Here is a 24,768-nt window from a genome sequence, read left to right on the forward strand (position 1 = left end):
AGAATGCTGCGCTAACAGCTGTAGTAGAGCCAGCATTGGCAGCAACTACGGATTCCCAGTATTGCAAGCCAGCTGGATCAGCAGGACGGCTGAAGTATGCTACGTACAGTTTCTGTACCGCGTTTGTGTAAATACCCATTTAAAGCTCCTAATAAATTTTCAGAGTTAAGTTAATTTGCAGAACTACAGTGCGTATTCTGCATCACAGCGTAGCGGATGATGGCAGAAGACCTTACAACTTTATGTGACATGCATCACAAAAACAATAATATCGACGAAGATTTTGTAAGAATGCATTACGACCATCTCCCTCTTTGTCATCCAATCCACTGTTAACTTTAGTATACCAAAAGAAGCTATCGGAATCGGATACGCTTTAGGAGATTGCTAACTCTATTTTTGCATTTGGGTAAGTAAATTCCCTATAAGGCCAAAACAGTTGTTAGCGAATAGTCTACATTAGGAGATTTGAGGGGATATATCAAATAATTAGCGGGGCCTCTGACGAATAAGTGTTCAGAGCTAGCGTAAAAGGAGCCGACCAATGAGTTGCAAGAATCTTCAAGGATCCTATCAGACAGCGGATGGCCTAATACCGCTTAGTTAAGTTGTGACCTTTGCTTTGTCATTCCGGCGAAGGATCCAGCGTCTTATGGCAATAACCTCACTAGATTCCGGCCTTCGCCGGAATAACAAAGCAAGGGGCACAGTCTCACTAAACAGCGTCAGGACGAATGGCTCGTCTATATGGGGCGCGCCTCATTTTCCCTTTTTCATTTTGAGTAGTGAGTCGGGGCGGTGATTACTTTTCTTTTTTTGTGTTTTTACGTCCGACAATGTCATCTCATCCAAAATTGCACGATCCGACGCCGCCCTTTTTTTTGCGCTGGCAGTGATATCTTGTTTTCCGTTAGTCCATTCAAGCAGCATACGTTTCCCAGTGTCTCGAAAATAGGGATAACGCTCTATCATCAGCGATATTAACGGGAAAGTTTGATCGATGGCATGATGAATATTCAGTTCGGCGTCATCCAGATCTCTTGTGAGCAATGATAGTCGCGTTGCTCCGAACGTTCGGAGTTGCTTTCCCATCCACCAGGCCTTCTTGCCTTGCAAGGTCATCGCTGGCCTGTCCTCGAGATGAGGGTATGCCGATGTTGTTACTATGTCGTAGACGGGGGCAAGGATTGCGTCGTTGTAATTGGAATAAATCAATGCAAAGTTTTTTAAATGCGCGTCGCCATTGTGCAGTGCGTAATTAAGCAATATTAATTTATAGAGATGCTTTGCACTTTCTTGCCTGTCATGAGAAGTCACATACTCATTGTGGAGGTCTGCTAATCGCTCTAATGTTCCCTTGTACTTATTGACGGGATCAAAAGCGGCAATAGAACAAAAATCTTCTACGGCAATTTGCTGCCCACTCCGCCGGTCAAATCGCGCAATGGTCAGTACTTGCCCATCTTGGGACAATGTTGTTTCGGGCACGTTCAGACCTGCTGCTCGTGCCACCTCAAGGCACAAATACTCGTTGATAGCTAATCCGGGGATGTCTTGTGTGCCAGTCTTTAAAATAACATCATCTGTCCAGATAGTTGCCTTAGCGTTACCATTGAATGCTTTTGGCATGACACCGGAAATCCCCTCCAGTACGCCCTCGTTCAAATAAAGTAGCAAGCTGGATTGTGAATCGGTACTAGCCAAAATACGGGCAGCTTCGATATTTGTGAGTTCAGTACGAACAGATAAACCGTGTGGCACAACACGTACGCGTCCGATCACGTTCTTACCTGTTAATTCTAACAAGCCCCAATCAGTCACATCGGCATGTGGACCAAGTCGTTGCCGGATCAAGTCTTTTTTAAATCCCTCAGGCAAATTCTGCTGAAAGATGGGGAACAAGGCTCGCTGCCAGACGTAGCTTTCCAGGCGCACAGGCATTGTGAGTGACACGACATGGTCCTGAGGGGTATTGGGTAGGTAGCTGAACACAAATTGGTTACCTTCATCGCTGAGCAAACCAACCAGACGATCAAGAACATACACATCTAATAAATTACTCATGGTGCTGATGCTTTTTTGGAATGTCGCACACGCTGTTTTGCCGTGTACTGCTTTTGTGTCCTACGGTTTGTTTCCAATCTTGTGGCAATTGAGTCGTTTGGACGAGCTACGGCAAACTGACTGGACGCTTGTTGAATGATGAGCGGAGAAATAACTTCCTGTTGCTGCTCTCTGCGTGCGTCGTCTAGTGTACGACGTTGTCCAGCAGGCTTCGTGTGCAGCTGTATACCAACTGCGGAAAAAAGCTGCAATAGCTTGACGACGCCAATCTCAGACAAAATACCTCGCTCCAGGCCAGAAATACTAGACAGGCTAATACCAGTTCGACCGGCCAATTCACTTTGCGTAAGCTGTTGGCGGATACGAGCTTCTTTGAGCGCTTGGCCGAGGTCGAAGAGATTCATAAATAGTTACTTATGATTATTTAAATTAATATTACTCAATAATACGCTAAATATAGCTATTTACAAGTATCAAATACTCAGGCATGCCAACAACTAATCAGGCGTGCGATTGAGTCTGAATAAGCATAGTGCCTGGCAGAAGTGACACACAGAGCGCCTCAGTGCGGGCACCATCAGCGCTTGCAATAAGCTCATGTGGATCGAGTTTTTTTAGTTACTGGCAAAAGAAATGATCAAGCAGTCCGTACTTAATTTGATGTCGGGGGCACAGAAGAAGTGCTGCAATGTACGGCTCTGGGTTTTAACTGAATGACATTACTACTTACTCCTGTTTTTCTCTGCGTCTCTGTGCCTCTGTGGTGAGAGGTCTTGGTTTTGCGTCAGTCTTAGAGCATTCCGGCGAAGGCCGGAATCGAATGACGTCATTACCCAAAGACGCTAAACCCCTGCCTGCGCGGGGATGACGACGCTAGGTTTGTGGCCTAACTGAACGACATGCTGCTTACTCCTGCTTTTCTCTGTGTCTCTGTGCCTCTGTGGTGAGAGGTCTTGGTTTTACGTCAGTCTTAGAGCATTCCGGCGAAGGCTGGAATCGAATGATGTCATTACCACAAGACGCTAGATCCCTGCCTGTGCAAGGACGACGACTTTAGGTTGGGGGCTTAACTGAATGGCACTACGCCATGTTGGGGCACTATGTTGATAGTGACATTGAGTACGATGTTCGTGACATCGTACTCGAAAGAGGGGAACAAATCTTACGCTGGAATCCAGGGAAATTACTTGCGTCACCCTTGGCTTAAAAAGTGGGGGCGGCAATTAGATAGAGTTCCTACTGCAAGCGCGCCGGGATGACGCGCTTTGTGGGTGACTATGAATGCTGGCTTATTTCTTTGCCCATAGCGTTGCACCAGTAGCAAGATGCGTATCGTCCAGTCTGGCGCGGAACAGGTAGGCGGCTGAGCCACCGTTTTCGGAGGTCAGTACGCCTTGTACTGAGGCATTCGACGTGAAAATATTGTCGTTGCTGAATTGCCCTTTGCTGTCAACGCTGCCGTTGCTATTGAGTTTGTAGGTGCCGATATTGGTCTGCAAATCAAAGTTAGTGACGAAAGTCGCCTTGGCAAAATTGACATTGAGGCTGGCGTTCTGGACTTGGGCGGCACTCATGACACCTTTTGCCTCGTCTCTGACATAGGCTTCGCTATCTTTGAGGGCAAAGCCCATGCTGCCGGTGTTGGGGATTTGCCATTCTGTACCTTTGACCTGAAACAGGGCGAAGTTGTCGACGATCGCGATGGTTTTGGCTTCTCCGCTCAATTTAACAAAATCAAGCTTGGCAGGCTGCCCGAGGACTTCGGCCCAACGTCCCCAGATGATTTGATTGGCAACGGGCTGTACGACTGGTGGCACTACCACTGGCGGAACGACAACCGGTGGCGTGACGTTGCTGTTGCCGTTTGCGATTGCCTGTTTGAGTCCATCACCTTTTTTAGGATCGAGGTTCAGCTCATTCGCACCAGGTATGGCGGGAGCGGGACTAGTGCTGCCGGAGGCCGCGCTGGCATTTTTTCCGTTAGGTTCGTCGGGGCGCGGTGGCGCGATGATGTCGGGGGCGGCCCCATTGCTCTGTAGCAGCTGGGGTTTGACCTGATCTTTGGTGATTTGCAGCAGTTGTCCTTGTTGACGCGCGAAGAGTTCGGCGCTGGCACTGCCTTCGCATGGACCATTGCCCTGAGGGGCGCAGCCAGAGACAAAACCACTGACGACAATACCGCCTGAGATCACGGCAACACGCGATGTGTCCTGAGTGGTGTAGACGGTGAAATCCGTACCGCGCACGCCTATCGCTGCTACAGGTGTATTGAAGCGGAAATTTTGACGCGCCTGTTTCACTGCATCGCCAGAGATACTACGCGCAACGCCATTGACGAGTTCTAGCTTGATGCGGGTATTGGCGGGGTCTTTGGCGTCGATGTGATAGGCGACAATGCGGGCGCGGCTGTTCGGGCGCAGGATGAAGAAGCCATTATCGACGGTCTTGAGATAGAGATAGCCATCGGCGCCGGTACTGAGTTCGGCGCCTTCACTGACAGTGCTGTTAAGCGCAACAGGCTGACCACCAAGCTCTGCCTTACCTGAGACAAATACAATACGTCCTGCATCATCGGCGTGGGCGGATGCCGCGACAGTTGCTGCGAGCAGGATTATCGAGTGAATCAGGGTAGTGATATGGCGTTTCATGGCGCTTCCTTTGTGTTGCATGACTTACTGGTATTACAGATTTACTGCCTGAATTGTTGCTTCGTTCTTGCTGCTTCATCACCATATTGCAGAGCATCGCATTAAGGCTTTGGCTTTGGCGCTCTTCTCCCGCTTACGGCAAGGGGTTTTATTCTGCTGCGTTGTTCCTTAATCGCTTCGACTGTCATGGGCAGCGGCACACTGTGTCGCGCACTGAGAACAGTCACTCGAGACGGAAATAACGATTGCTCTCGGGGTTCCCAGATTTTTTGTACAGGGGGAACGCTTATTTACCGAATTATCCTCTTTAATGCAAATGTTTATGTGATGCACGTCACATTTTTGGCGATTTTGTCGTAATATAGCACGAAATTCAAACAGAATTTTCAGGTGCTTATTGACTTTGGACATGCCTTGCTGTTGCCTGTAAAATATTTGTTTATTTATTAATTAATTTGTCCTGAGAGAAATTACCGGCAATCATTAGCTGGACATTGGCTGGATTTTTTGAAGAGGAATTGCACGTGTAAGGAACTTGTGGCGCATTAATTGTCCTACAAGCCGCATAAAGATAGACCTGGCAGATCGCCTCAAGCTTGCCAATATTCATTATTACTTCAGACCGGAACTCTGCATTTTGCATCTTATTGCTATTTTTTCACTCAACCAGTTGCGCATGTGCGTAGCCAGGCTTTCTGCGTTTTGACAATGATGCGCTCATTGCGATCCCGCCTGATGTCGATTTCTTCTGCTGCCGTATGGTGGCTGATCGGGATTTGTGCTGTGTGCATTACGGTTGCAGCAGAGTGGGCGACGTTGCCGGTCAGTGCTTATCCTGGCGATGAATGGTTGCGTGATCGCTATGTAGTGGCTCATGCCAGCGACACTCCTGAAACTCGCATTACGATGGTGGATATTGATGAGACCAGCCTGGCTGCAATTGGCCCTTGGCCGTGGCCAAGAGCTCGTATTGCGGATTTGATTGAGCATCTTGTCGGTACTTATGGCGTGCGGGGAGTTGCGCTGGATTTGTTTTTTTCTGAACCGGCAGATGCTGAGGGTGATATGCGGCTGGCGATGCTGGCGCAGCATGGCCCTGTCGTGATGGCGCAGGTATTTGATTACGACCATGCGCCTCTGCGGATTGGCAAGCTGATTGGCGGCGTGGCGGCTACACAATTCAGTCCGGCCGCCAAAGCCAGCGGGTATATCGGTAACCATGCAGGACTAAGCGGCGCAACATCGGTGGGCAATATCGGCTTTATACCGGATGCTGACGGTGTACTGCGGCACCTGCCGCCACAGACATTGTTTGAAGGACGTGTGTATCCAACACTGTCACGTGCCTTATTCGATTGCTGCGCAGTGGCGAAGGGAAGCAGCGCACTGTCGCAAGCGGGATTGTCCGGAGCCAAAATTAAAAAGGCTGGTTTTATCCGGGTTCCTTACCGGCATAGCCTTTCTGCTTTTACGATTATCAAAGCGTCAGACATATTGAATTTAACTGCTCCGTCAGAGTTCCTGAAAGGGAAGCTGGTCATACTGGGGTCGTCATCACTGAATCTATCTGATCGTGTCAGTACGCCGTTGTCACCGTCAACCAGCGGTTTTTTGGTGCATACATCGGCCTTGTCGGACCTGCTGGATATACAGGAGGGGACTGCGCCTCACGCCTGGCAAGGGAGGTGGCTGGCGCTGATGTTTTCAATCGCTGTGGCGATGGTGGCGATGTACACCTTTCCACGCCTGTCGGCGTTGAGCAATATCGCGATATTGGCCGGGGCGTCGGTTATCTGGGTGATGTGCGCTTATATTATTCATCCGCATGATGATTTTTTTGCGCCGACCGGCCCTTTGCTGTCGAATCTGTTTTTGCTGACGATTGCCGTTCCATATGGCTGGCAGGTTTCGCAAGGTAAATCACAACGTTTGCTGGGGACGCTACAGCAGTATGTTGCGAAAGCGGTGGTCGATGAATTGTTGCGCAGTGATTTAAAAGATCCTCTGGCACCTCGTCAATTGCATGTGACGACATTGATTGCGGATATGGAAGCCTACACCAGCCATGTAGCAAGTTTGCCGATTCAGGATGCGGCCAGACTGACGAGGGACTTTTTGGAGTGCCTGACCGGTCCGGTATTGGCCATGGGAGGCACGCTGGACAAATATACAGGCGACGGCCTGGTGGCATTCTGGGGTGCTCCGTTACCGGTCGACAATCACGCGGATCTTGCGCTGGATGCCGGTATCCAGATCATGTTGAATTTACGTTCATTTAATACTGCACGTAAACGCGCAGGTTTGTCACCAGTCAGGGCACGTATCGGCGTCGAGAGCGGTATTGCGATGGCAGGTGATTTTGGGACATCGTTCCGCAGTATTTATACCGCTGTCGGCGATAGCGTCAACGTGGCATCACGCCTGGAAGATGTGGCACGGGATTTTCCGTATGACATCATCATCGGGCAGGGTACGGTGACGTGTGCAACACGCCATCAGTTTAAGTTTTTAGGGGAACGGATATTAAAAGGCAGGGAACATCCGAGCAAGTTATTTACGCTGGAGCTGAACCAGTGACAAGCGCCTCCAGAATCCGTCCATGGGCAATGCTGGCGCTCGCTCTGGCGATCAGCGTGTGTGCGTACACAACGGCACATGCGGACCCCGGATCGAGCGAGGACTTGTATCTCGACGCGCTGCGCGCCATCCATGAGCATCGCAGCCAGGATGCGAAAGATATTTTAAGCAAGCTCATCACCATTGAGCCGCAGCATGCCGGTGCGTTATTGGATCTGGCGATTATCCAATGCGAATTGGGTAATGCAAAAGAAGCAGAAAATTTATTCGCGGATATCGTGACCCGGTTTGCGCCGGCGCCAGCGATTCTTGAGGTGATTGCGAAGCATCGTGCTCAGGGGTGCCAGAGTCCTCGTGCGAACAGCCGGTTATCGGTATTGCTGGAACGGGGAATTGATAGCAATGTGAATCAGGGTGCGAGCAATCCGAATTTTGGACTGGGTAGCGGCACTAACCATATCGACTTGCAATTGCTCCCGGAATATTTACCCAAGAAAGATAAATTCAGCACGATATCGGCCGATTATCTGCGCGAATTAACACCGGGTAGCACCATGGGTTTTGCGCAATTGCGTGTCAGAAAATACGACAATTTATCGCAATTTAATACGCTGGCCATCGGCGTTGGGATTGAGCATCCCTGGAAGTTAGGGAACTGGAACGTCAGTCAGATGGCGATGCTGGGAGGTTTAACGCTGGATTCGCATCTGTATCAGACACAACAGCTATTGCAAACCCGCGTTGTGCCGCCAATTAAATTACCGGATTCTATGCAGTGGAGTCTTATCGGTGGCGTGACACGGACTCAATATCCGACCTTGCTTGGTTATGACGCGAATACATGGGAATTACGCAGCCTGTTCAGCTATCAAAAAAATGCTTATCGGGCGCAAGCGAGTATTGCGTATTTATCTGACCGCGCTAACAGTAACCGGATTGGCGGACACCGCTCAGGAGAGATTGCAAGCTTGCAAGGCAGGGGCAGGATCAACGATCAGATATTTGGCGAACTTGGATGGACTTTTCAGCGCTGGCAAAGCGAGCAGGTATATTCACCCGGCCTGATTGATGTCGCAAGAAATCAACGCACGCAAACAGTCCGGGCGGCATTGAGTTTTCCGGTCAGGGAGAATCACAGCGTGCTGTTTGAGGTTCGCCAGGTCAGAAATCGTGAAAATATCTCCCTGTTTGAGTACAACAGTAAGGTGCTACAAGCCAGCTGGCTGTGGCAAGGTTTTTAGAGTGTGGCCTGGTTTTAAAAAATATTTAAGAGCTAATTAAGACGTCCGGTAGTCGCTATTACGTTGTAGTTTTTTTGTGAATTGATGATGTTTCCCGAAATTGCGTTATTTATTTTTGCATCTGCTGTGATCTGCGTGGGCTGTCTGGTGCCTGCAAGCTGGTTGCCGCCTATACGCAACGATAAGTGGATGCACTTTATCGCGTTTGCCGGATTAGCGGTTTTGGCGCGACTGGTTGTACATAGCAATGAGGAACTGGTTTATTGGTTTGCAGGCCTGCTGCTTGCCGGATTGCTGATTGAAATTCTCCAGCATTGGGTACCGGGGAGGCAATTCTGCTGGCGTGATATGGCGGCCAATACGGCAGGTGTGGGAACCATTGCGTCATTGCTGTTTTTTTATAGTTTTGTAGATCACATCGGGTAAATTTTTCGTTAATGACTGTCTCAAACAATATCACCGTTGTGACTGATAAAGCTGCTGCTGCAGAGACTGCGGCAGTAATCAACGCGCCTGAGCAGATTCAGGTCAAGATACAGATACAGACCAAGGTGCAGCTAAAGGTCAATCAGATCACCGTACATCTGAGGAAGATTCCTTTGTTTGCGAATCTGACTGAAGAGGAAATGCAAAGGGTCAAGACGGATTTGCGCGTCAAACAATTCAACCGCCGTGACGTCGTACTGCAAAAAGGCGGACTGGGCGACAGTCTGTTATTTTTACTCTCAGGTCAGTTACAGGTCGTCGACGTGACAGAAGACGGCAGAGCCATTGGTCTGCGAATGCTGAATGAGGGCGATTTTTTTGGTGAAATTGCGATTATTAACGGCTCTACCCGTTCCGCCTCAGTGGTTGCCCTGAGCAATGTACTGGTGGCTTTTTTACCGAGCGCAACGGCGTTACATTTGTTCGCACACTCGCCGAATGTAGCGAATATGATCTTGCGGCATCTCGCGGGTAAGATCCAGCGGGACTCTGAATTCCGTGCCCTGCTGAGTATTAATAACACCTCGCGACGGATTTACGCATTTATTGAGCTGTCGAAGAAGCTGGTGCCAGGTAACCTGGAGATTGTAGAAAATCTGCCGACCCATCAGGATATTGCGATGATGATCAATACCAGCCGTGAGACAGTGACACGTGCCCTGCTGCATTTGGCGCAACAAGGAATCGTTGAGAAAGATCTGCACCGGCTGATTATTCGCAAACCCGAAGAATTGCAAAAATTAGCTTTGGGGAACTGATCTCTGTCATTGATTAACCCCCTGTCGCTCCTAATAAGCCGAGAAAACAGAAAATTTATTTCTATTTGTAAGTAATCTTGCCGCACAGCATTCAAATTGATAGTATTTTTACAAAACTATTGCGACTAAGCCGGATGTGCCTGAGAATTACGGTCTGCACCTCCTGCCAAGAGCCTCACAGTATAAGAGTGCTTGTCAGAGCGAACGGCGAGAACGCACTGCAAGAACTGACGGCGAACTGGATCTTGGTAACGCGTACGGCATGAGGTAGCAACCATTTTTTATACCGATTTTGAAAGAATTTGATGGTACTCCAACCAGTGATTTTATCGGGTGGCTCTGGCACTCGTTTGTGGCCCTTATCCCGTGAAAAACACCCGAAGCAGCTCCTTGCCCTGATCGGTGAAGAAACCATGCTGCAAGCTACCGCGACGCGCATACGGGATTTCGACGGTGTACTACCGGTGACACAAACCATGATCGTGGTGTGCAACGAGGAATATCGGTTTATCACCGCAGAACAGTTACGCGCTATCGGCTTTGCAAAACCGACCCTGCTGCTGGAGCCAGCTGGTCGCAATACCGCTCCGGCATTGACGCTGGCAGCAATTGAAGCAGCGAAGAATGATGCCGATGCGGTCTTATTGATTATGCCGGCAGATCACGTGATTGCCGATGTGCCCGGGTTTCATGCGGCAATACAAAGCGGTTTGCCGCAAGCGATCGCAGGTGCGATGGTCACCTTCGGCATTGTGCCAAACCGTCCGGAGACGGGCTACGGCTATATTCAGGTCGGCGATGCGTTGCCAGATTCGGTGACCAGGAGCTTGCGCGCTTTTGTTGAAAAACCTGCATTAGAAACAGCACAGCAATATCTGCAAGAGGGTAATTATCTCTGGAACAGCGGCATCTTTATGCTGCGCGCAAGCGTATGGCTGAAAGCGATTGCTCACCTCAATCCGGCAATGTATGACGCGTGCAAACGCTCTATGCAGGAAGCAAAAGTGGATTGTGATTTTGTGCGTGTCGATAAAGATTTATTTCTGTCATGCCCATCAGATTCGATCGATTATGCCGTCATGGAAAAATTACCGGCATCACCGGATTTAGGTATCCCGGGATGTGTGGTGCCATTCGATGCGGGCTGGTCTGATGTCGGTGCCTGGGACGCGGTCTGGCAAGTGTCTGATAAGGACGCTCAGGGCAATTCGGTCCATGGTGAGGTGATGATGGAGGATTCCCGCAATTGTCTGGTGATATCCGATAGTCGTCTGGTTACATGCCTTGGACTCGATGATGCAATTGTGATTGAAACTCCCGATGCGGTCCTTGTAACGAATAAGCACAATACGCAGAATATCAAACGCATCGTCAATCGCATGAAAGAGGGCAACTATCCGCAAACCGATAATCATCGCAAGGTTTATCGTCCATGGGGTCATTATGACTCTATCGACAGCGGCGAACATTTTCAGGTAAAGCGTATCGTCGTAACCCCTGGTGGCCGCTTATCGATGCAAATGCATCACCATCGCGCGGAACACTGGATTGTCGTGAGTGGCACCGCTCTGGTGACTCGTGGCGATGAGACGATGACGCTGGTGGCAAATCAATCGACCTATATTCCGCTAGGCGTAAAGCATAGACTGGAGAATCAGGGCACGGTTGACCTGGAATTGATCGAAGTACAATCCGGTGCGTATCTGGGCGAAGATGATATTGTCCGCTTCGATGATATTTATGGCCGTGTAGCCGGATAAATTATGTATCTCATGGCGCACTGCGCTTGAGCCTTACTTGTCCGCGGACAATGTCGCGTCAGCCTTTTTGGCTGGCATGACTGACATATAATGGTCACTTCCATTTCACGATGGAAGTTGCTGAAACCTATTGCATTTTCTCCCAGCTCTGACATGACACTCCACTTCTGTTTTCAACCGCGATATAAGGGCTTAAGGGAATGATTCCGGTCGCTATGTTACGCGGCTTGTGGGCATATCGCGGCTTTATTCTGGGTAGCGTTAAACGCGAATTCCAGGCTAAATATGGCAACGCAATTTTAGGTGCCGCCTGGACTGTTCTGAACCCGCTGGCGATGATTCTGGTGTACACCGTGATCTTCGCTCAAGTCATGCATAGCAGGCTGCCCGGGGTAGATACAGCGTTTGCCTATAGCATCTACCTGTGTGCAGGCATACTGACGTGGGGCTTGTTTGCTGAGATCGTCGCGCGTGGACAAACCATGTTTCTGGATAATGCGAATGTAATTAAAAAAATTAATTTCCCGCGGATCTGCTTGCCCCTCATTGTTGTGTTGAATGCCTGCCTGAATTTCTCGATTATTTTTGGGCTGTTCACTGGGTTTTTAATCTTATCGGGGAATTTTCCCGGGTGGGTGTTCTTAGCGATATTGCCTGTGTTGTTGTTGCAGGTGATATTTGCCATTGGTCTGGCAATGATTATCGGTGTACTGAACGTCTTCTTCCGGGACGTCGGTCAATTTTTTAGTATTTTTATTCAATTCTGGTTCTGGCTTACCCCCATTGTGTATCCGTCCAGCATATTGCCAGCGCCGATCAGGGCATTGCTGGTCTATAACCCGATGGCACAAATGACGGCGGCATATCAGACGATACTGGTTAGTGCACAGCTCCCCTCCTGGCAAAGTCTGCTACCAACGCTGGTGCTGAGTCTCCTGCTCTGTGTGCTCGGCATGCAGCTATTCCGTAAGCGTGTCGGTGAAATGGTGGATGAACTCTGATGGGCAGTATCAACGTTAATAATCTAGGCAAAGCCTACAAACAATATGCGACCCGCTGGTCGCGTCTGGCTGAGTGGGTACTACCCTTTCTCGGTGTGCAACATCGCTTGAAATGGGTATTAAAGGACATCAATTTCTCTATCACGACCGGTGAAGCGGTCGGCATCATCGGTATCAATGGCGCAGGTAAAAGTACACTGCTCAAACTGATTACAGGTACAACACAGGCAACCACCGGAACAGTGCAGAGCAATGGCAGAATCGCGGCCTTGCTGGAGCTGGGTATGGGCTTTCATCCTGATGTCAACGGACGCGACAATGTTTTGATGGCAGGCCAGCTAATGGGCCTGTCGATGGAAGACATCAGTCAGTTGATGCCGCAGATTGAGGCATTTGCAGAAATTGGTGACTATATTGACTCACCAGTAAGAGTGTATTCCAGCGGTATGCAGATGCGTCTTGCCTTTAGTGTAGCGACCTGTGTACGGCCTGATATTTTGATTGTCGATGAAGCACTGGCAGTCGGTGACGTCTTCTTTCAGCAAAAATGCTTTGAACGCATCACTCAATTCACTAAGGCGGGAACCACTCTGCTATTTGTATCGCATAGTACCGGCACGGTATTGAATACCTGTACCCGCTGTATTTTTATACGGGAAGGCGGACTGGCATTTGATGGTGCGCCAAAAGAAGCGATTGATTTATATCAGGCTGAATTGCTGAGTCGCCTGGATCAGGCAAAAACACCTTTGCAGGTCAATACCAGCCACGAACAGGAGCGACGTATCGGGCACGAAACGCGCCTCACCGATGCGCCTGCACTGGAGGGGAAAACCGGCAGTATTACAACCGGACGTGCAGACTGCGTTGGAGTGAACTTCGTGCAACAGGATGGCAGTATCCAATACAGCATGCTCGCGGACGAACGTGTCACCTTGCGCATTGACTTCAGGATCCGACAGCCGCTTGAGGATCCTCATGCGGGATTTAAGATACGTAACCGTTATGGCGTAGTTCTGTTCGAAACCAATACGTACTGTATGCATGAAACGCTGGGGCAGGCTGAGGCGAATACGATTTTATCAGTGGAATTTTCATTTGCGCTCAGCCTGTTCCCCGATGAGTACACCATTACTATCGGCCTGGCGAACGGCGGCTATGGCGAAGGTGCATTTAAAGAAGTGATTACGTATCTGCATGAGGTCAGTGCATTTGTTGTATTGCCTAATCCTTCGGCGATCACCTGGGCAGGTTTGACTAATTTACAGCCGCAACTCAGCTTTGAAAAATATTGAAATAAGATTTGAACCGATGAAACCATTAGCCATGCAAGACGCCCCTGATTTGACTTTACTGTTCCGGAATGAAACCCTAGTACGGAGCATTTATCGTGGCTTGCTGGGACGCGATCCAGAACCGGCTGCATTAGATTACTGGACACAGGCCATCACAGAACACGGCAATCCCGGCAGTATCCTGAATGCCATTGCAGAGAGTGATGAATTTAAAAAAAATCTGCAATTACAATCGCAACAAAAAACAGTAAGTACAACGCTGGCGTCTCTGGCATTACCATTGCTTGAGCAGGATCCTCTGACTATCGTCGATGTCGGCGCGCAAGAGCTGGAGGGGGAACAACATGTATATGCGGCGATTGCCAGTCATGGTTTACCTTACCAGACGATCGGCTTCGAGCCGCTAGAAGATAAGATCGCGGAGAGTCAACAACGTCATCCAGACAGCAGAGTCACGCTGTTTCCCACGTTTATTGGTGATGGCGGCAATCATACGTTTCATATCAATAACTATGATGCGACCTCTTCTCTTCTACCGCTGAATACAGCCCTGATAAAAGATCTGGTCGATCTGAGTCATCTCGCCACAGTCCAGACTGAGCAAGTAGCAACCAGCACACTGGATCAGGTTCTGACAGAGGTAACCCGTATCGATTTTTTAAAACTGGATATCCAGGGGTTTGAACTTGAGGCATTGAAACATGCGACCGCAACTCTGAGCCGAACGAATGTCGTACATTGTGAAGTGTCTTTTGCTGAAATTTATCAAGGACAAGCACTGTTCACTGATGTCGAAACATTACTCCGCGAACAGGGATTTTATTTTGTCGATTTTAGTTCTACATGCCACTACCCCTACCATAGCGCGTCACATCAAACGTCCCGCGACCGACTCGGCTGGGGAGACGCGATTTTCTTTAAACGCAGTGAATTGCTGCCTGCACCACGCGATCTGCTGGCACAAGCGGTCATCGCACAGCTCGTCTATGGTAAATCCTCATTTGCAGAATTCCTCACTGCACATTTTGACGCGCAATCCGGTACGGCATTGACATCCGCGTTCAGCGGCAATCTTCGTTAGGTCTTGCAAAATTATGCCTTTTATTTCTTACTCTCAAAATTTTGAAGATGTGTTGCTATGGCGCGCACTTGGCCACATCAAGAACGGGTTTTATATCGATGTTGGGGCGAACGATCCCGTAGAACACTCTGTGACCAAAGCGTTCTACGATGCAGGATGGAGCGGCATCAATATAGAACCGCTCCCCAAGTTTCAGCTCGCATTTCAGGAGCAAAGACCACGCGATATTAATCTCGCAATCGCTGCTGGCGCAACGGAAGCGGAGATTACACTGTTTGATGTTCCGGCAGTCAACGGCTGGGCGTCTAACGACGAAGCCGTCGCAAGTGCCCATAAGGCTGACGGATTTGATGTTATCGAGCTCAAGGTTCCACAACGTACATTGAGCCAGATTTGCGCAGAGAATGCTGCCACCCAAGAAATTCATTTTCTCAAAATCGATGTTGAAGGTTTTGAAGGGGAAGTATTACGCGGCGCAGATCTCAGAAAATGGCGCCCATGGATCTTAATCGTAGAAGCAACGATGCCAAACAGCCGGGTAACTAATCACGAAACCTGGGAGCATTTAATTGTTGCGCACGACTACCACTTTGCTTATTTCGATGGCTTGAATCGTTATTATGTCGCTATTGAACACATAGAGCTGCGTGACATCCTCTCCGTGCAGGCGAATGTGTTTGACGATTTCATTTCGACGCATCTGGATCGGGCCTGGGCAAATACGAACGCTGCGAACCAGAGAGTGATTGAAGCCGACCGCATGATGCGTGAAGCGCTGGACAACGCGAACAAAATTAAACTGCAGTCGTTCGAAGCTCTTGCTTACTTTGTGGAAGAACGCAAGATAGCGAAAGAAAAAGCATTAGAACTAACGACTCACTGCGAAGCTCGCATAATAGAATCAGAATTAAGCTTACAGCAGAGTATTGCGCAGGTTAAAGACTTAGAACATCAACTTGCAGTCTTATATGCCAGCCGCTCCTGGAAACTCACCCGTCCGTTGCGCTGGTGTATAAAAAAAATCTCGTCGCTGCGATCAAAAAAAAATGTCGTTATTTCAACAAATCTCAGTCATTTAGAACATTCTGCAGATACATCTGCAATACCAGATGCCATTACTCCTGAGCCCAGTAATCTCACGATATCTGCGCGCAAAACACTGGATGATTTACATCGTATCAGTTCGATTAATAAATAATTATGCGTATCGTTATTGATTTACAGGCAGCTCAAAGTGGGCTCTCAGCAGTTACAGAACAAACTCTGTTAGTTGCCCTCTCAGTCGCTCGGCTAGCTAGCGAACATGAAGTTTGGGTAGTCTTGAATATGCACTTCGCTGCGACCATTACCCCTATCCGTACTGCATTTAACGGTGTCGTTAATGCCGAACGTATCATTAGTTTCAATACACCACGCTTAGAAAATACGGATGGCATATCGCTTGCGGTTCTTAATCAGAATCAACAAATCCATGCACAAGTACGGGCAGGTTTTTTAGCTAGCCTGAATCCTGATATCGTGTTTGCACCGCATATCATCGAGGCAATTGATCCTCATGTGATACGTACTGTCGTGCCAGATTTCGATACATATCAGACTGTTTTTCTAGTGGGAAATGCCATTATTCCTATACTGGCAGCGGACGATGCCACAAACGCTAGCCGACAGTCGAATTTACAGCGTGCAGCAGGAATACTGACGACATCTGAATTAGCACGTAAAAGTATCGCCGTACTCCCGGATACCGCGCCTCTGATCGTTGATGAAAGTAATCCTGCCACAATACTGTCTGCGCTGCTGGATATAGCGAACCGTAAGTCACAGCGCTCTACACAGCATCGGCGCTCAAGGCTTGCTTTCGTCTCACCGCTGCCACCTGAGCGATCAGGGATAGCCGACTACAGTGCTGAATTAATACCCGAATTAGCCCGCTACTATGATGTAGAACTGATTCTCGACCAGCCTGTGGTCAGCGACGTATGGTCAGCAGGTGCATTCCCTGTGCGTAGTGTCGAGTGGTTTGAATCACATGCGGAAGAATTTGATCATGTGCTTTACCAGATTGGTAATTCACCAGCGCACAAGCATATGTTTCGTTTGCTTGAGCGTCATCCCGGTATTGTCGTGCTGCATGATTTTTTCCTGGCAAATGTGCTCGATTATCTCGACCATAGCGCTTATTTGGACAATGCGTTTGGTAAAGCACTGCAATATTCGCACGGCTTAAATGCTGTCTTGGATCAAAAAAAGATCGGCGTTACCGAATCCATTTGGAAATATCCGTGCAATAAGGGGGTACTCGATCACGCAGCAGGGACGATTGTTCACTCGCACTATCCTAGGCAATTAGCTGAACAATGGTATGGCCGCGAGAGTGCGGCGAACTGGCGTACGATCCCGCTTTTACGAGGTCATTCCCATCATGACCTTGACCGTATTAGCGCACGTGGTCTTTTGCAATTAAAAGAGACTGACTTTATCGTCTGCTCGTTTGGCCTGATGGGCATGACTAAATGCAATGAGCAACTGCTGGATGCCTGGCTAAACTCGCCGCTGGCACTTGATCCGCATTGCAAATTAATCTTTGTCGGTGAAAACGATGGCGGTATTTATGGTCAGCAGATTACCGGTAAAATCGCTGTGCATCCTGCGGGCCATAGTGTCAGAATCACGGGTTTTGTATCTCATGAAGAGTATTGCCAATATCTGATCGCTGCCAATACTGCCGTGCAATTGCGAACGCAAACCCGGGGAGAAACCTCGGCTTCGGTACTCGATTGCTTATTGCATGGCTTACCGACTATCGTCAACGCGCATGGATCAACCGCAGAGTTACCGGATGACGTGTTGTTAAAAATTGATGATCAGTTTTCCCTCGAGCAGCTAAGCACAACTTTACTTAATATCTGGCACAAGCCGGTACTCCGGCAACAGCTTTCGGTCGCTGCCCGCAAGTACATTGCGACACAGCACTCGCCACAAAAAGCAGGTGAACTCTACCGTGATGCGATTGAGGACCTGTCACAGCACAGCGTCAGGCTTCATTATCGCCATCTTCTCAAGAACATCGGCCAGACAGGTATCGCAACCGAAGACCAGCTGACGCAAGTAGCCATCGCAATTGCCGCCAATCAGCCATCAACTGGCCGACGTCAATTGCTGATTGATATTTCGGCTCTGGTGCAATCTGATCTGAAAACCGGAATTCAGCGGGTAGTGCGGAGTATCATCACTGCGTTGTTCAACACCCCTCCTGCGGAATACAAAATTGAGCCTGTATACAGCCCGGGTGGCGGTGAGCCTTATCGTTATGCCAGACACTATCTGCAAGACTGGCTTGAATGTGAAATACCGGACAACGAAGATGCACCGGTTGAAATACAGAATGGCGATATATTTCTGGGTCTGGACTTGCTGATTAGCGGCGTCAGACAAAACCGCAGCCTGCTACAGGACTATAAAAATAAAGGCGTGCACCTATATTTTGTGGTCTACGACATCTTGCCTGTGCTACGTCCTGACGTGTTCCCTGAAGGTACTGAGGCAGAGTTTGAAAGATGGCTTCATACCATCAGCCATATTGCAGACGGACTGGTGTGTATATCGCGTGCGGTTGCAGATGAATTAGCCAACTGGCTGATCCGGAATTCGCCGGCAAGAGCAGATACATTGCGTCTCGGCTACTTTCATCTGGGTGCTGATATTGATGCCAGCAAACCTAGTTATGGATTAAACGATGACGCGGACTTATTGCTCGATTTGCTTAAGATACGCCCCAGCTTGCTCATGGTGGGAACCCTGGAACCACGTAAAGGTCACACTCATGCGCTGGACGCATTTGAGCAGTTATGGGCGCAAGGGATTGATGTCAATCTGGTCATCGTAGGAAAACACGGCTGGAAGGTCGATGCTCTCGCAGAACGGTTGCAGACTCATCCGGAAAACGGCAAGCGACTCATCTGGTTACACAATGCGTCGGATGAAATGCTGCTGGAGCTATACAAATGGTCTTCAGGCTTACTCGCTGCATCTGAGGGCGAAGGCTTTGGCTTGCCTTTGATTGAAGCAGCCCAACATGGCCTGCCTATTATCGCGCGAGGTATACCGGTATTCAGAGAAGTAATGGGAGAACATGCCTATTATTTTGACGGTTTGACAACTACTGTGCTGGCAGATACCATTCAGACATGGTTGCAACTATTGAAAGAAAATCGCGTTCCGCAATCAACTGAAATGCGTTGGCTTACCTGGGAAGAAAGTGCGGTTCAACTATTGAATACGCTATTGCACAAAGGATGGCATCACGAAATATCACCACAACCTGGCGTACGGGAGTAAGACCAGAGAAGTAAAAAATCTCATCGCGCCCCCTGGCTCAATTAAATCTGGTAATACGGCATTCACTTTACGGCGATGCCCGCAACAAGTATGGCCCTGAGAGACGTTTATTTTTGCATCAACTGAGTTGTCAATATGATTATTGGAAACGGATTGCTGGCACGGGCATTTGCACCACTTTTTGCCTCTGATGCGCGGCATCTGATATTTGCCTCCGGTGTGTCTAATTCTTTGGAAACAAATGCAGAGGCATTTGCACGCGAAAAAGTTTTACTGACATCTGCGCTGACACAAAACAAAACAACGGTCTATTTCAGCACTTGCTCTGTATATGATCCTAAATTAACCGAATCTCCGTATGTCCGGCATAAAATTGAGATGGAAGAGTTAGTGTTGAATGCCGGAGCAATGACGGTATTCCGTCTGCCACAAGTGGTAGGAAAAACAAACAATCCGCATACATTAACCAATTATTTGCACCAGCAAATCAGCTCACGTTTGCCATTTAAAATTTGGCGTCATGCCCGAAGGAATTTAATTGACGTGCAGGATGTCAGTAGTATCGCCACTTATTTGCTGCGACATCAGCATACTGCCAATCAGATCATCAATATTGCCAATCCACTCTCCACATCGATCCAGGATCTGGTCAAGATTTTCGAAAATACTCTGGATATCCAGGCATTGTGCGAAGTGCTGGAGAGTGGTGCAAGTTATGACATTGAGGCGACCATAGCGATTCGTGCGGCGAGTTGCATGGGCATCCATTTTGATCACACTTATGTGAACAACCTCATCCGGAAATATTATGCATGAACCTGTAAGCTTCGCACTATCTCTCGTTATCCCGGTTTATGGCAGCGAAAAAGTGCTGCCGGAACTAGTCGCCCGGCTACATACAACGCTCAATGAAATCGAGTCCTTGCGCGACAACTATGAAGTAATTTTTGTCTGTGACTGTTCACCTGATCATAGCTGGCATGCGATCGAAAAATTAGCATCAGATTACCCTTGGGTACGTGGCATCTCACTACGGATGAATGCAGGACAACACAATGCCTTGATGGCTGGCTTTGCACAAACACGCGGCAAGATTATCGTGACAATGGATGATGATTTACAGCATTCTCCTTCCGACATTCCTGCACTTCTGGACGAACTGGAAAAAGGCCGTGACGTCGTATATGCACGCTTCAAAAAACGTCAGCATGCAAGTTGGAAAATTGTCGGCAGCCGTATCAACGATCTCGTTGCCGGTTACCTGATGCAAAAACCCAAAGGGCTATATCTATCGCCATTTCGTGCGATGAAAGCGGCCATCCGCAACGATATACTGCGTTACCAGGGACCATATGTTTATGTCGATGGCCTGATTTTGTCAGTTACACGTAACATCGGTACGGTAGATGTGAATCACCATGACAGGTTTGCGGGAGATTCTGGTTATAGCTTCAGAAAATCTCTTTCACTCTGGCTCAAGATGGCGACCAGTTTTTCTATTGTGCCCTTACGTATTACCTCGCTGGCAGGTATCTGCTTTTCCGGTTTAGGATTCCTGCTGGCACTTCTTTTAATCATACAAAAATTTACCCTGGACCGTATGCCAATAGGATGGTCATCTCTGATCGTTACCATCCTTATTGTCGGTGGCGTTCAATTGCTGGCGCTGGGGATGCTGGGCGAATATCTTGGCCGGGTTTTATTAACGCTCAATTCCCGTCCTCAATATGTGATTGGTGAAACGGTAGGGATTGCTAGCAACCCAGACCGCGATCATGCAAAGTCTCAAGTGAAAGCGTCCTGATGCAATTTTTACTGTATTGCCTTTGCGGTGGCATCGGCGTCTCTACTGATTATGCTGTATTTTACATCGCCGTCACCAGCGGAACCTGGTATCAGGCAGCCAACGGCATGGGATATCTGGCCGGAACCTTGATGAGCTTCTTTCTGAACCGGATTTTTACCTTCGGTATGCGGGATAAGATATTACAAAGGCTGGTGCTGTTCTTGCTCATCGCCCTGATCGGTTTTTCCGCTTCTGCCGCACTACTTTGGGCCTTAGTGCAAGTGATGAACCTGGATGCGCGCATTGCCAAGCTCATTAGCTTACCGATGGTGGTCGTACTGCAATTCAGCCTGAACAGAAAAATCACATTTAATCCGGCTGGCAATAATGCAAATGTCACTACCGGTCTTCATGAAAAAAACAAACTATGAATAAGCAATTTGATACTGCCATTGTCGGCGCTGGCTTCACTGGCCTTACGGCTGCACTCGAATTAGCGCGTAAGGGCCAGCGAGTACTGCTACTGGAGTCCGACACGACCGCGGGTGGACTTGCCGGCACGTTCGAATTCAAAGATGGCGTCAAAATCGAGAAGTTCTATCATCACTGGTTTGATAATGACGTGTATGTGCCTCAATTGGTCAAGGAACTGGGTCTGGAGGGAGAAATAGTGACGATGCCCTCCAAAACCGGCATGTACTTCAACGGGCGCCACTGGCGCTTATCTACGCCGCTGGATTTATTACGCTTTAAGCCCCTCTCATTCTTTGACCGTATACGCCTCGGCTTATTGGTATTACAGGTTCGTCGCGTCAAGGATTGGAAAGCCATTGAGCACTTGTCGATACGAGAATGGCTAGAACCGTTATGCGGCAAGAACGTCTACAGAATCGTCTGGCAACCTCTGATAGAAAACAAATTCTCTGTTTTTTCAGAGGCAGTCAATGCAGTCTGGATGTGGAAAAAACTCGTGTTACGCGGCAGTACCAGAGATGCCAAGGGTGGTGAACAACTGGCCTATTTCAAAGGTGGTTTCGGCAGACTAGCGCAAGCCATGGTAGATGAAATCGTACGTCTCGGCGGCGAAATTCGCTTCGCAGAACCAGTCAGGAATGTGATTGCACAGGATGGCCACATCAGCGGATTGCAGACTGATGAGGGCATCGTCAACGCAAAACAATTTCTGTTTACTCCGGCATTTCCTGTGATTGCCAGCATCTTTGATGGAACAGGGCATCAGGAGTGGTTAACTCAGATGCGCCGGGTCAAATATCTGGCTAATGCATGTCTGGTGCTGGAACTGGACCGCAGCCTGTCAGATACTTACTGGCTTAATGTGAACGATCCCGGGTTTCCCTTTGTCGGCGTGATAGAGCATACCAATTTTGATAGCCCTGCTAATTATGACGGAAAACACATCGTCTTCTTGTCGCGCTATTTGGCAAAAGAAGATCCGCTCTGGAGTTATGGTGATCAGGATTATCTGAATTTCGCTCTGGAGCATCTACAGCGCATGTTTCCAGCACTTGATCGCTCATGGATCAGCGATTTCCGGATCTGGCGAGCAGAGTACGCACAACCGGTAACAGAGCGCGGCTATTCAAGCTACGTACCTGGTCGTGAAACACCCTTCAGCAATGCGTGGATCAGCACAATGGCGCAGATTTACCCTGAAGATCGCGGTACCAACTATGCGATTCGTGAAGGTAAGGCTGTAGCGCATCTGATGCTGGCACAGCAAAGTAAATAAACGCTAAACGACTTTCTCAATCCATCCGCAAAAACAGACATGACCCGACACCTGCTACGCAGTCACAAAGTATCAATCACTGTTCAATTCCTGTTGATAGTGACGACTGCGGCGGGCCTCTTGCTGTGGTCGTATGACTCACTATCCAGTCTTTCAATCGATCTGGCACATCACTATGCACTCACGGCACGCCTCTCTGATTCCTTGATCATCCCGTATGCCGGAGATGCCAGTCTGGCAGAGATGAATTTTTATCCTCGCAGCAGTCATCTGATCGCCGCACTGATCGGTAAAATCACTCACTCTCCATTTTGGGGAATGCATATAACAGCACTACTTGCCGTCTTCGCGGTCTGGTCGAGTATCGCGTATATCTTATCGAGCTTACCGGAGAAACCAAGTATCCTCGTCTATATCACTTCGGGTTTACTTTTATTGATCAATCACTATTTTCTGCAATTTGATCTGCATGCCAGTGAAATTGATGTTAACTATTTCTTCGCGCAACTTGTCGGCCAAGCCTTCATCCTGATAATACTTGTGTTGACTCTGCGTTTCGATCATCCAGAAACGAAAAAGGGCTGGCGTAATTGTCTCCTTATTCTGGCGATCCATATCGCAGTTGGTATTCATCTGTTACCAGCGCTGGAACTGTTGTGTTTTTATATTGCGCTGCTGGGATCTGAGCTTTATCAGCAATGGCATTCCAATAAAAATAAATGGCTCTCCGCAGGCCATACTGCCGGATACACTCTTGCTGCCAGTGCGGCGTTATTTTTACATCCTGCGTTTGCCAGAATGCGTCAGATCAGCCTGCATAACGGTGAGCTTCATGTCCAGCACATTAATGCAACAAGTACCTATCTGATCTATAGCAGTCTCATTTTCATCAGCTCCTGTCTCCTATGCAGAATCTGGTTTTCAATACGTGAAACCGGATCTGTTGACCGGTTTAAAGCCGTCAACTATATCGGTCTGTATGGGATGGCGGTATCCGGACTCTGCATGGCTCAAGTATTAGCACTGTGCCTTGGACTAGGTTCAGAGTACGCAGTCAAAAAGTATGTTTTTGGCCTGAATACAGTCTGCCTGATCGAAGCTGCTGTCTTTGTATTTTTAGTTGTACATAAATTACATCCACGGATGATGCGTGATGCCGATAAAAAAATACCCGACTACGTCAATCCTTTGCTAGCTTCTTTATTCACTGCTATTGCATTTGTGTGTGCGTTCCCCTCGCACCATTTATTCAGTGCCTCGGCTGTGGCAAGAACAGAGCGCCAGTTATTGGATCGAAAACAATCGTTCTCTTCACGGACGTCCGGGAAATTCGATTTTGTATATGCGATAGAGAAATCAGATGCCCATTTAGCATATATGTTTTCTACCGGTCTATTTCAAGCGCCGAGAGTATTGGCTTTGAGTGCTGAGGTCGCTGACTGGAATTATGTCGCCAGCATTTTTACTTCGGCGGGCTCCGCTTATGATATTGACGTCAACTGCCGGCGTGCAGCACCAGAGAATTCACTGGTTGTACTAGACGGTGCCTGCCTGTCAAAAAAATTAGGTATCACTGATACCATCAATTTTACGAGCCTGAACAAAAACAACCCCTGTACGGCTCAGGGATTAAGCGTTGCGGAAGATTTTGGCACATGGACTGAGGCGAATTCCGTACATATTCGTTGTCCTGTACCTGCCAATAGACAGCATATTAAACGAATAGAAATTGATGCCAGTGGCTTCCTTGTACAGAAAATTACACAAAGAGTAATGATAACGGTCAATGGGGAAGCAACTGAGAACTACCTGTTCGACGATAGTCATTCAAGACACGTGATGGTCGTGGATTTACCAGAAAAACCAGGTAAGGACGCGGTGATTGATCTGACCCTACCTGATGCAGTATCCGGCAAAAAATTAGGTGTTAGTAACGATGTACGTCAACTCGGCATCGCAATCAAATCCATTACATTCAAATAA

18 protein-coding genes are annotated in these 24,768 nt (G+C 48.4%); 15 read left to right on the top strand and 3 right to left on the bottom strand.

Going from position 1 to position 24,768, the window contains the following annotated elements:
• Positions 1-759: 759 nt before the first annotated feature.
• The 3 genes from ACO0K4_RS16810 to ACO0K4_RS16820 form a co-directional block, all read right to left on the bottom strand.
• Complete coding sequence (locus ACO0K4_RS16810) at positions 760-2,064, bottom strand: type II toxin-antitoxin system HipA family toxin (protein ID WP_422957819.1); 1,305 nt, start codon at positions 2,062-2,064, stop codon at positions 760-762.
• Positions 2,061-2,468 carry a helix-turn-helix domain-containing protein gene (locus tag ACO0K4_RS16815; RefSeq protein WP_422957820.1) on the bottom strand — a complete coding sequence of 136 codons (408 nt, stop codon included), beginning with the start codon at positions 2,466-2,468 and terminating at the stop codon, positions 2,061-2,063. The genes ACO0K4_RS16810 and ACO0K4_RS16815 overlap by 4 nt, the downstream gene beginning before the upstream one ends.
• Before the next feature lie 885 nt (positions 2,469-3,353).
• Entirely contained in the window at positions 3,354-4,712 is a 1,359-nt protein-coding gene (locus ACO0K4_RS16820; RefSeq protein ID WP_422957821.1) for a FecR family protein, read from the bottom strand.
• 708 nt (positions 4,713-5,420) lie between these two features.
• On the opposite strand from ACO0K4_RS16820, the gene ACO0K4_RS16825 reads away from it, so the two are divergent.
• The 15 genes from ACO0K4_RS16825 (at position 5,421) to ACO0K4_RS16895 (ending at position 24,768) form a co-directional block, all read left to right on the top strand.
• Complete coding sequence (locus tag ACO0K4_RS16825; RefSeq protein WP_422957823.1) at positions 5,421-7,289, top strand: CHASE2 domain-containing protein; 1,869 nt, start codon at positions 5,421-5,423, stop codon at positions 7,287-7,289.
• Positions 7,286-8,530 (top strand): tetratricopeptide repeat protein, encoded by a 1,245-nt coding sequence (locus ACO0K4_RS16830; protein WP_422957824.1) that lies wholly within the window; start codon positions 7,286-7,288, stop codon positions 8,528-8,530. Before ACO0K4_RS16825 ends, ACO0K4_RS16830 begins: the two co-directional genes overlap by 4 nt.
• Positions 8,531-8,614: 84 nt before the next feature.
• On the top strand, positions 8,615-8,956 hold the full coding sequence (locus tag ACO0K4_RS16835) for a VanZ family protein (RefSeq protein WP_422957825.1): 342 nt from the start codon (positions 8,615-8,617) through the stop codon (positions 8,954-8,956).
• Positions 8,957-8,967: 11 nt separating this feature from the next.
• Positions 8,968-9,774: a Crp/Fnr family transcriptional regulator gene (locus tag ACO0K4_RS16840; RefSeq protein ID WP_422957826.1), complete on the top strand. Its 807-nt coding sequence runs from the start codon at positions 8,968-8,970 to the stop codon at positions 9,772-9,774.
• Between the two features lie 305 nt (positions 9,775-10,079).
• Complete coding sequence (locus ACO0K4_RS16845) at positions 10,080-11,534, top strand: mannose-1-phosphate guanylyltransferase/mannose-6-phosphate isomerase (protein ID WP_422957827.1); 1,455 nt, start codon at positions 10,080-10,082, stop codon at positions 11,532-11,534.
• A 200-nt stretch (positions 11,535-11,734) separates the two neighbouring features.
• Positions 11,735-12,535: an ABC transporter permease gene (locus ACO0K4_RS16850; protein WP_422957829.1), complete on the top strand. Its 801-nt coding sequence runs from the start codon at positions 11,735-11,737 to the stop codon at positions 12,533-12,535.
• On the top strand, positions 12,535-13,830 hold the full coding sequence (locus ACO0K4_RS16855) for an ABC transporter ATP-binding protein (RefSeq protein WP_422957830.1): 1,296 nt from the start codon (positions 12,535-12,537) through the stop codon (positions 13,828-13,830). Before ACO0K4_RS16850 ends, ACO0K4_RS16855 begins: the two co-directional genes overlap by 1 nt.
• 16 nt (positions 13,831-13,846) lie before the next feature.
• Positions 13,847-14,911 (top strand): FkbM family methyltransferase, encoded by a 1,065-nt coding sequence (locus ACO0K4_RS16860; protein WP_422957831.1) that lies wholly within the window; start codon positions 13,847-13,849, stop codon positions 14,909-14,911.
• Between the two features lie 13 nt (positions 14,912-14,924).
• Complete coding sequence (locus ACO0K4_RS16865; RefSeq protein WP_422957832.1) at positions 14,925-16,109, top strand: FkbM family methyltransferase; 1,185 nt, start codon at positions 14,925-14,927, stop codon at positions 16,107-16,109.
• 2 nt (positions 16,110-16,111) lie between these two features.
• Positions 16,112-19,249 carry a glycosyltransferase gene (locus ACO0K4_RS16870; protein ID WP_422957833.1) on the top strand — a complete coding sequence of 1,046 codons (3,138 nt, stop codon included), beginning with the start codon at positions 16,112-16,114 and terminating at the stop codon, positions 19,247-19,249.
• A 135-nt stretch (positions 19,250-19,384) separates the two neighbouring features.
• Entirely contained in the window at positions 19,385-20,065 is a 681-nt protein-coding gene (locus ACO0K4_RS16875) for an NAD-dependent epimerase/dehydratase family protein (protein ID WP_422957834.1), read from the top strand.
• Positions 20,058-21,053 carry a glycosyltransferase family 2 protein gene (locus tag ACO0K4_RS16880; protein WP_422957835.1) on the top strand — a complete coding sequence of 332 codons (996 nt, stop codon included), beginning with the start codon at positions 20,058-20,060 and terminating at the stop codon, positions 21,051-21,053. Before ACO0K4_RS16875 ends, ACO0K4_RS16880 begins: the two co-directional genes overlap by 8 nt.
• Positions 21,053-21,466, top strand: a complete 414-nt coding sequence (locus ACO0K4_RS16885; protein WP_422957836.1) for a GtrA family protein — start codon at positions 21,053-21,055, stop codon at positions 21,464-21,466. Before ACO0K4_RS16880 ends, ACO0K4_RS16885 begins: the two co-directional genes overlap by 1 nt.
• The gene (locus ACO0K4_RS16890; RefSeq protein WP_422957837.1) at positions 21,463-22,785 is read left to right on the top strand and encodes an NAD(P)/FAD-dependent oxidoreductase; all 1,323 of its coding nucleotides are present in this window, start codon (positions 21,463-21,465) and stop codon (positions 22,783-22,785) included. Before ACO0K4_RS16885 ends, ACO0K4_RS16890 begins: the two co-directional genes overlap by 4 nt.
• A gap of 39 nt (positions 22,786-22,824) precedes the next feature.
• Positions 22,825-24,768: a DUF7024 domain-containing protein gene (locus ACO0K4_RS16895; RefSeq protein ID WP_422957838.1), complete on the top strand. Its 1,944-nt coding sequence runs from the start codon at positions 22,825-22,827 to the stop codon at positions 24,766-24,768.

Source organism: Undibacterium sp. RuTC16W (assembly GCF_049339445.1).
Classification (GTDB): domain Bacteria; phylum Pseudomonadota; class Gammaproteobacteria; order Burkholderiales; family Burkholderiaceae_D; genus Undibacterium.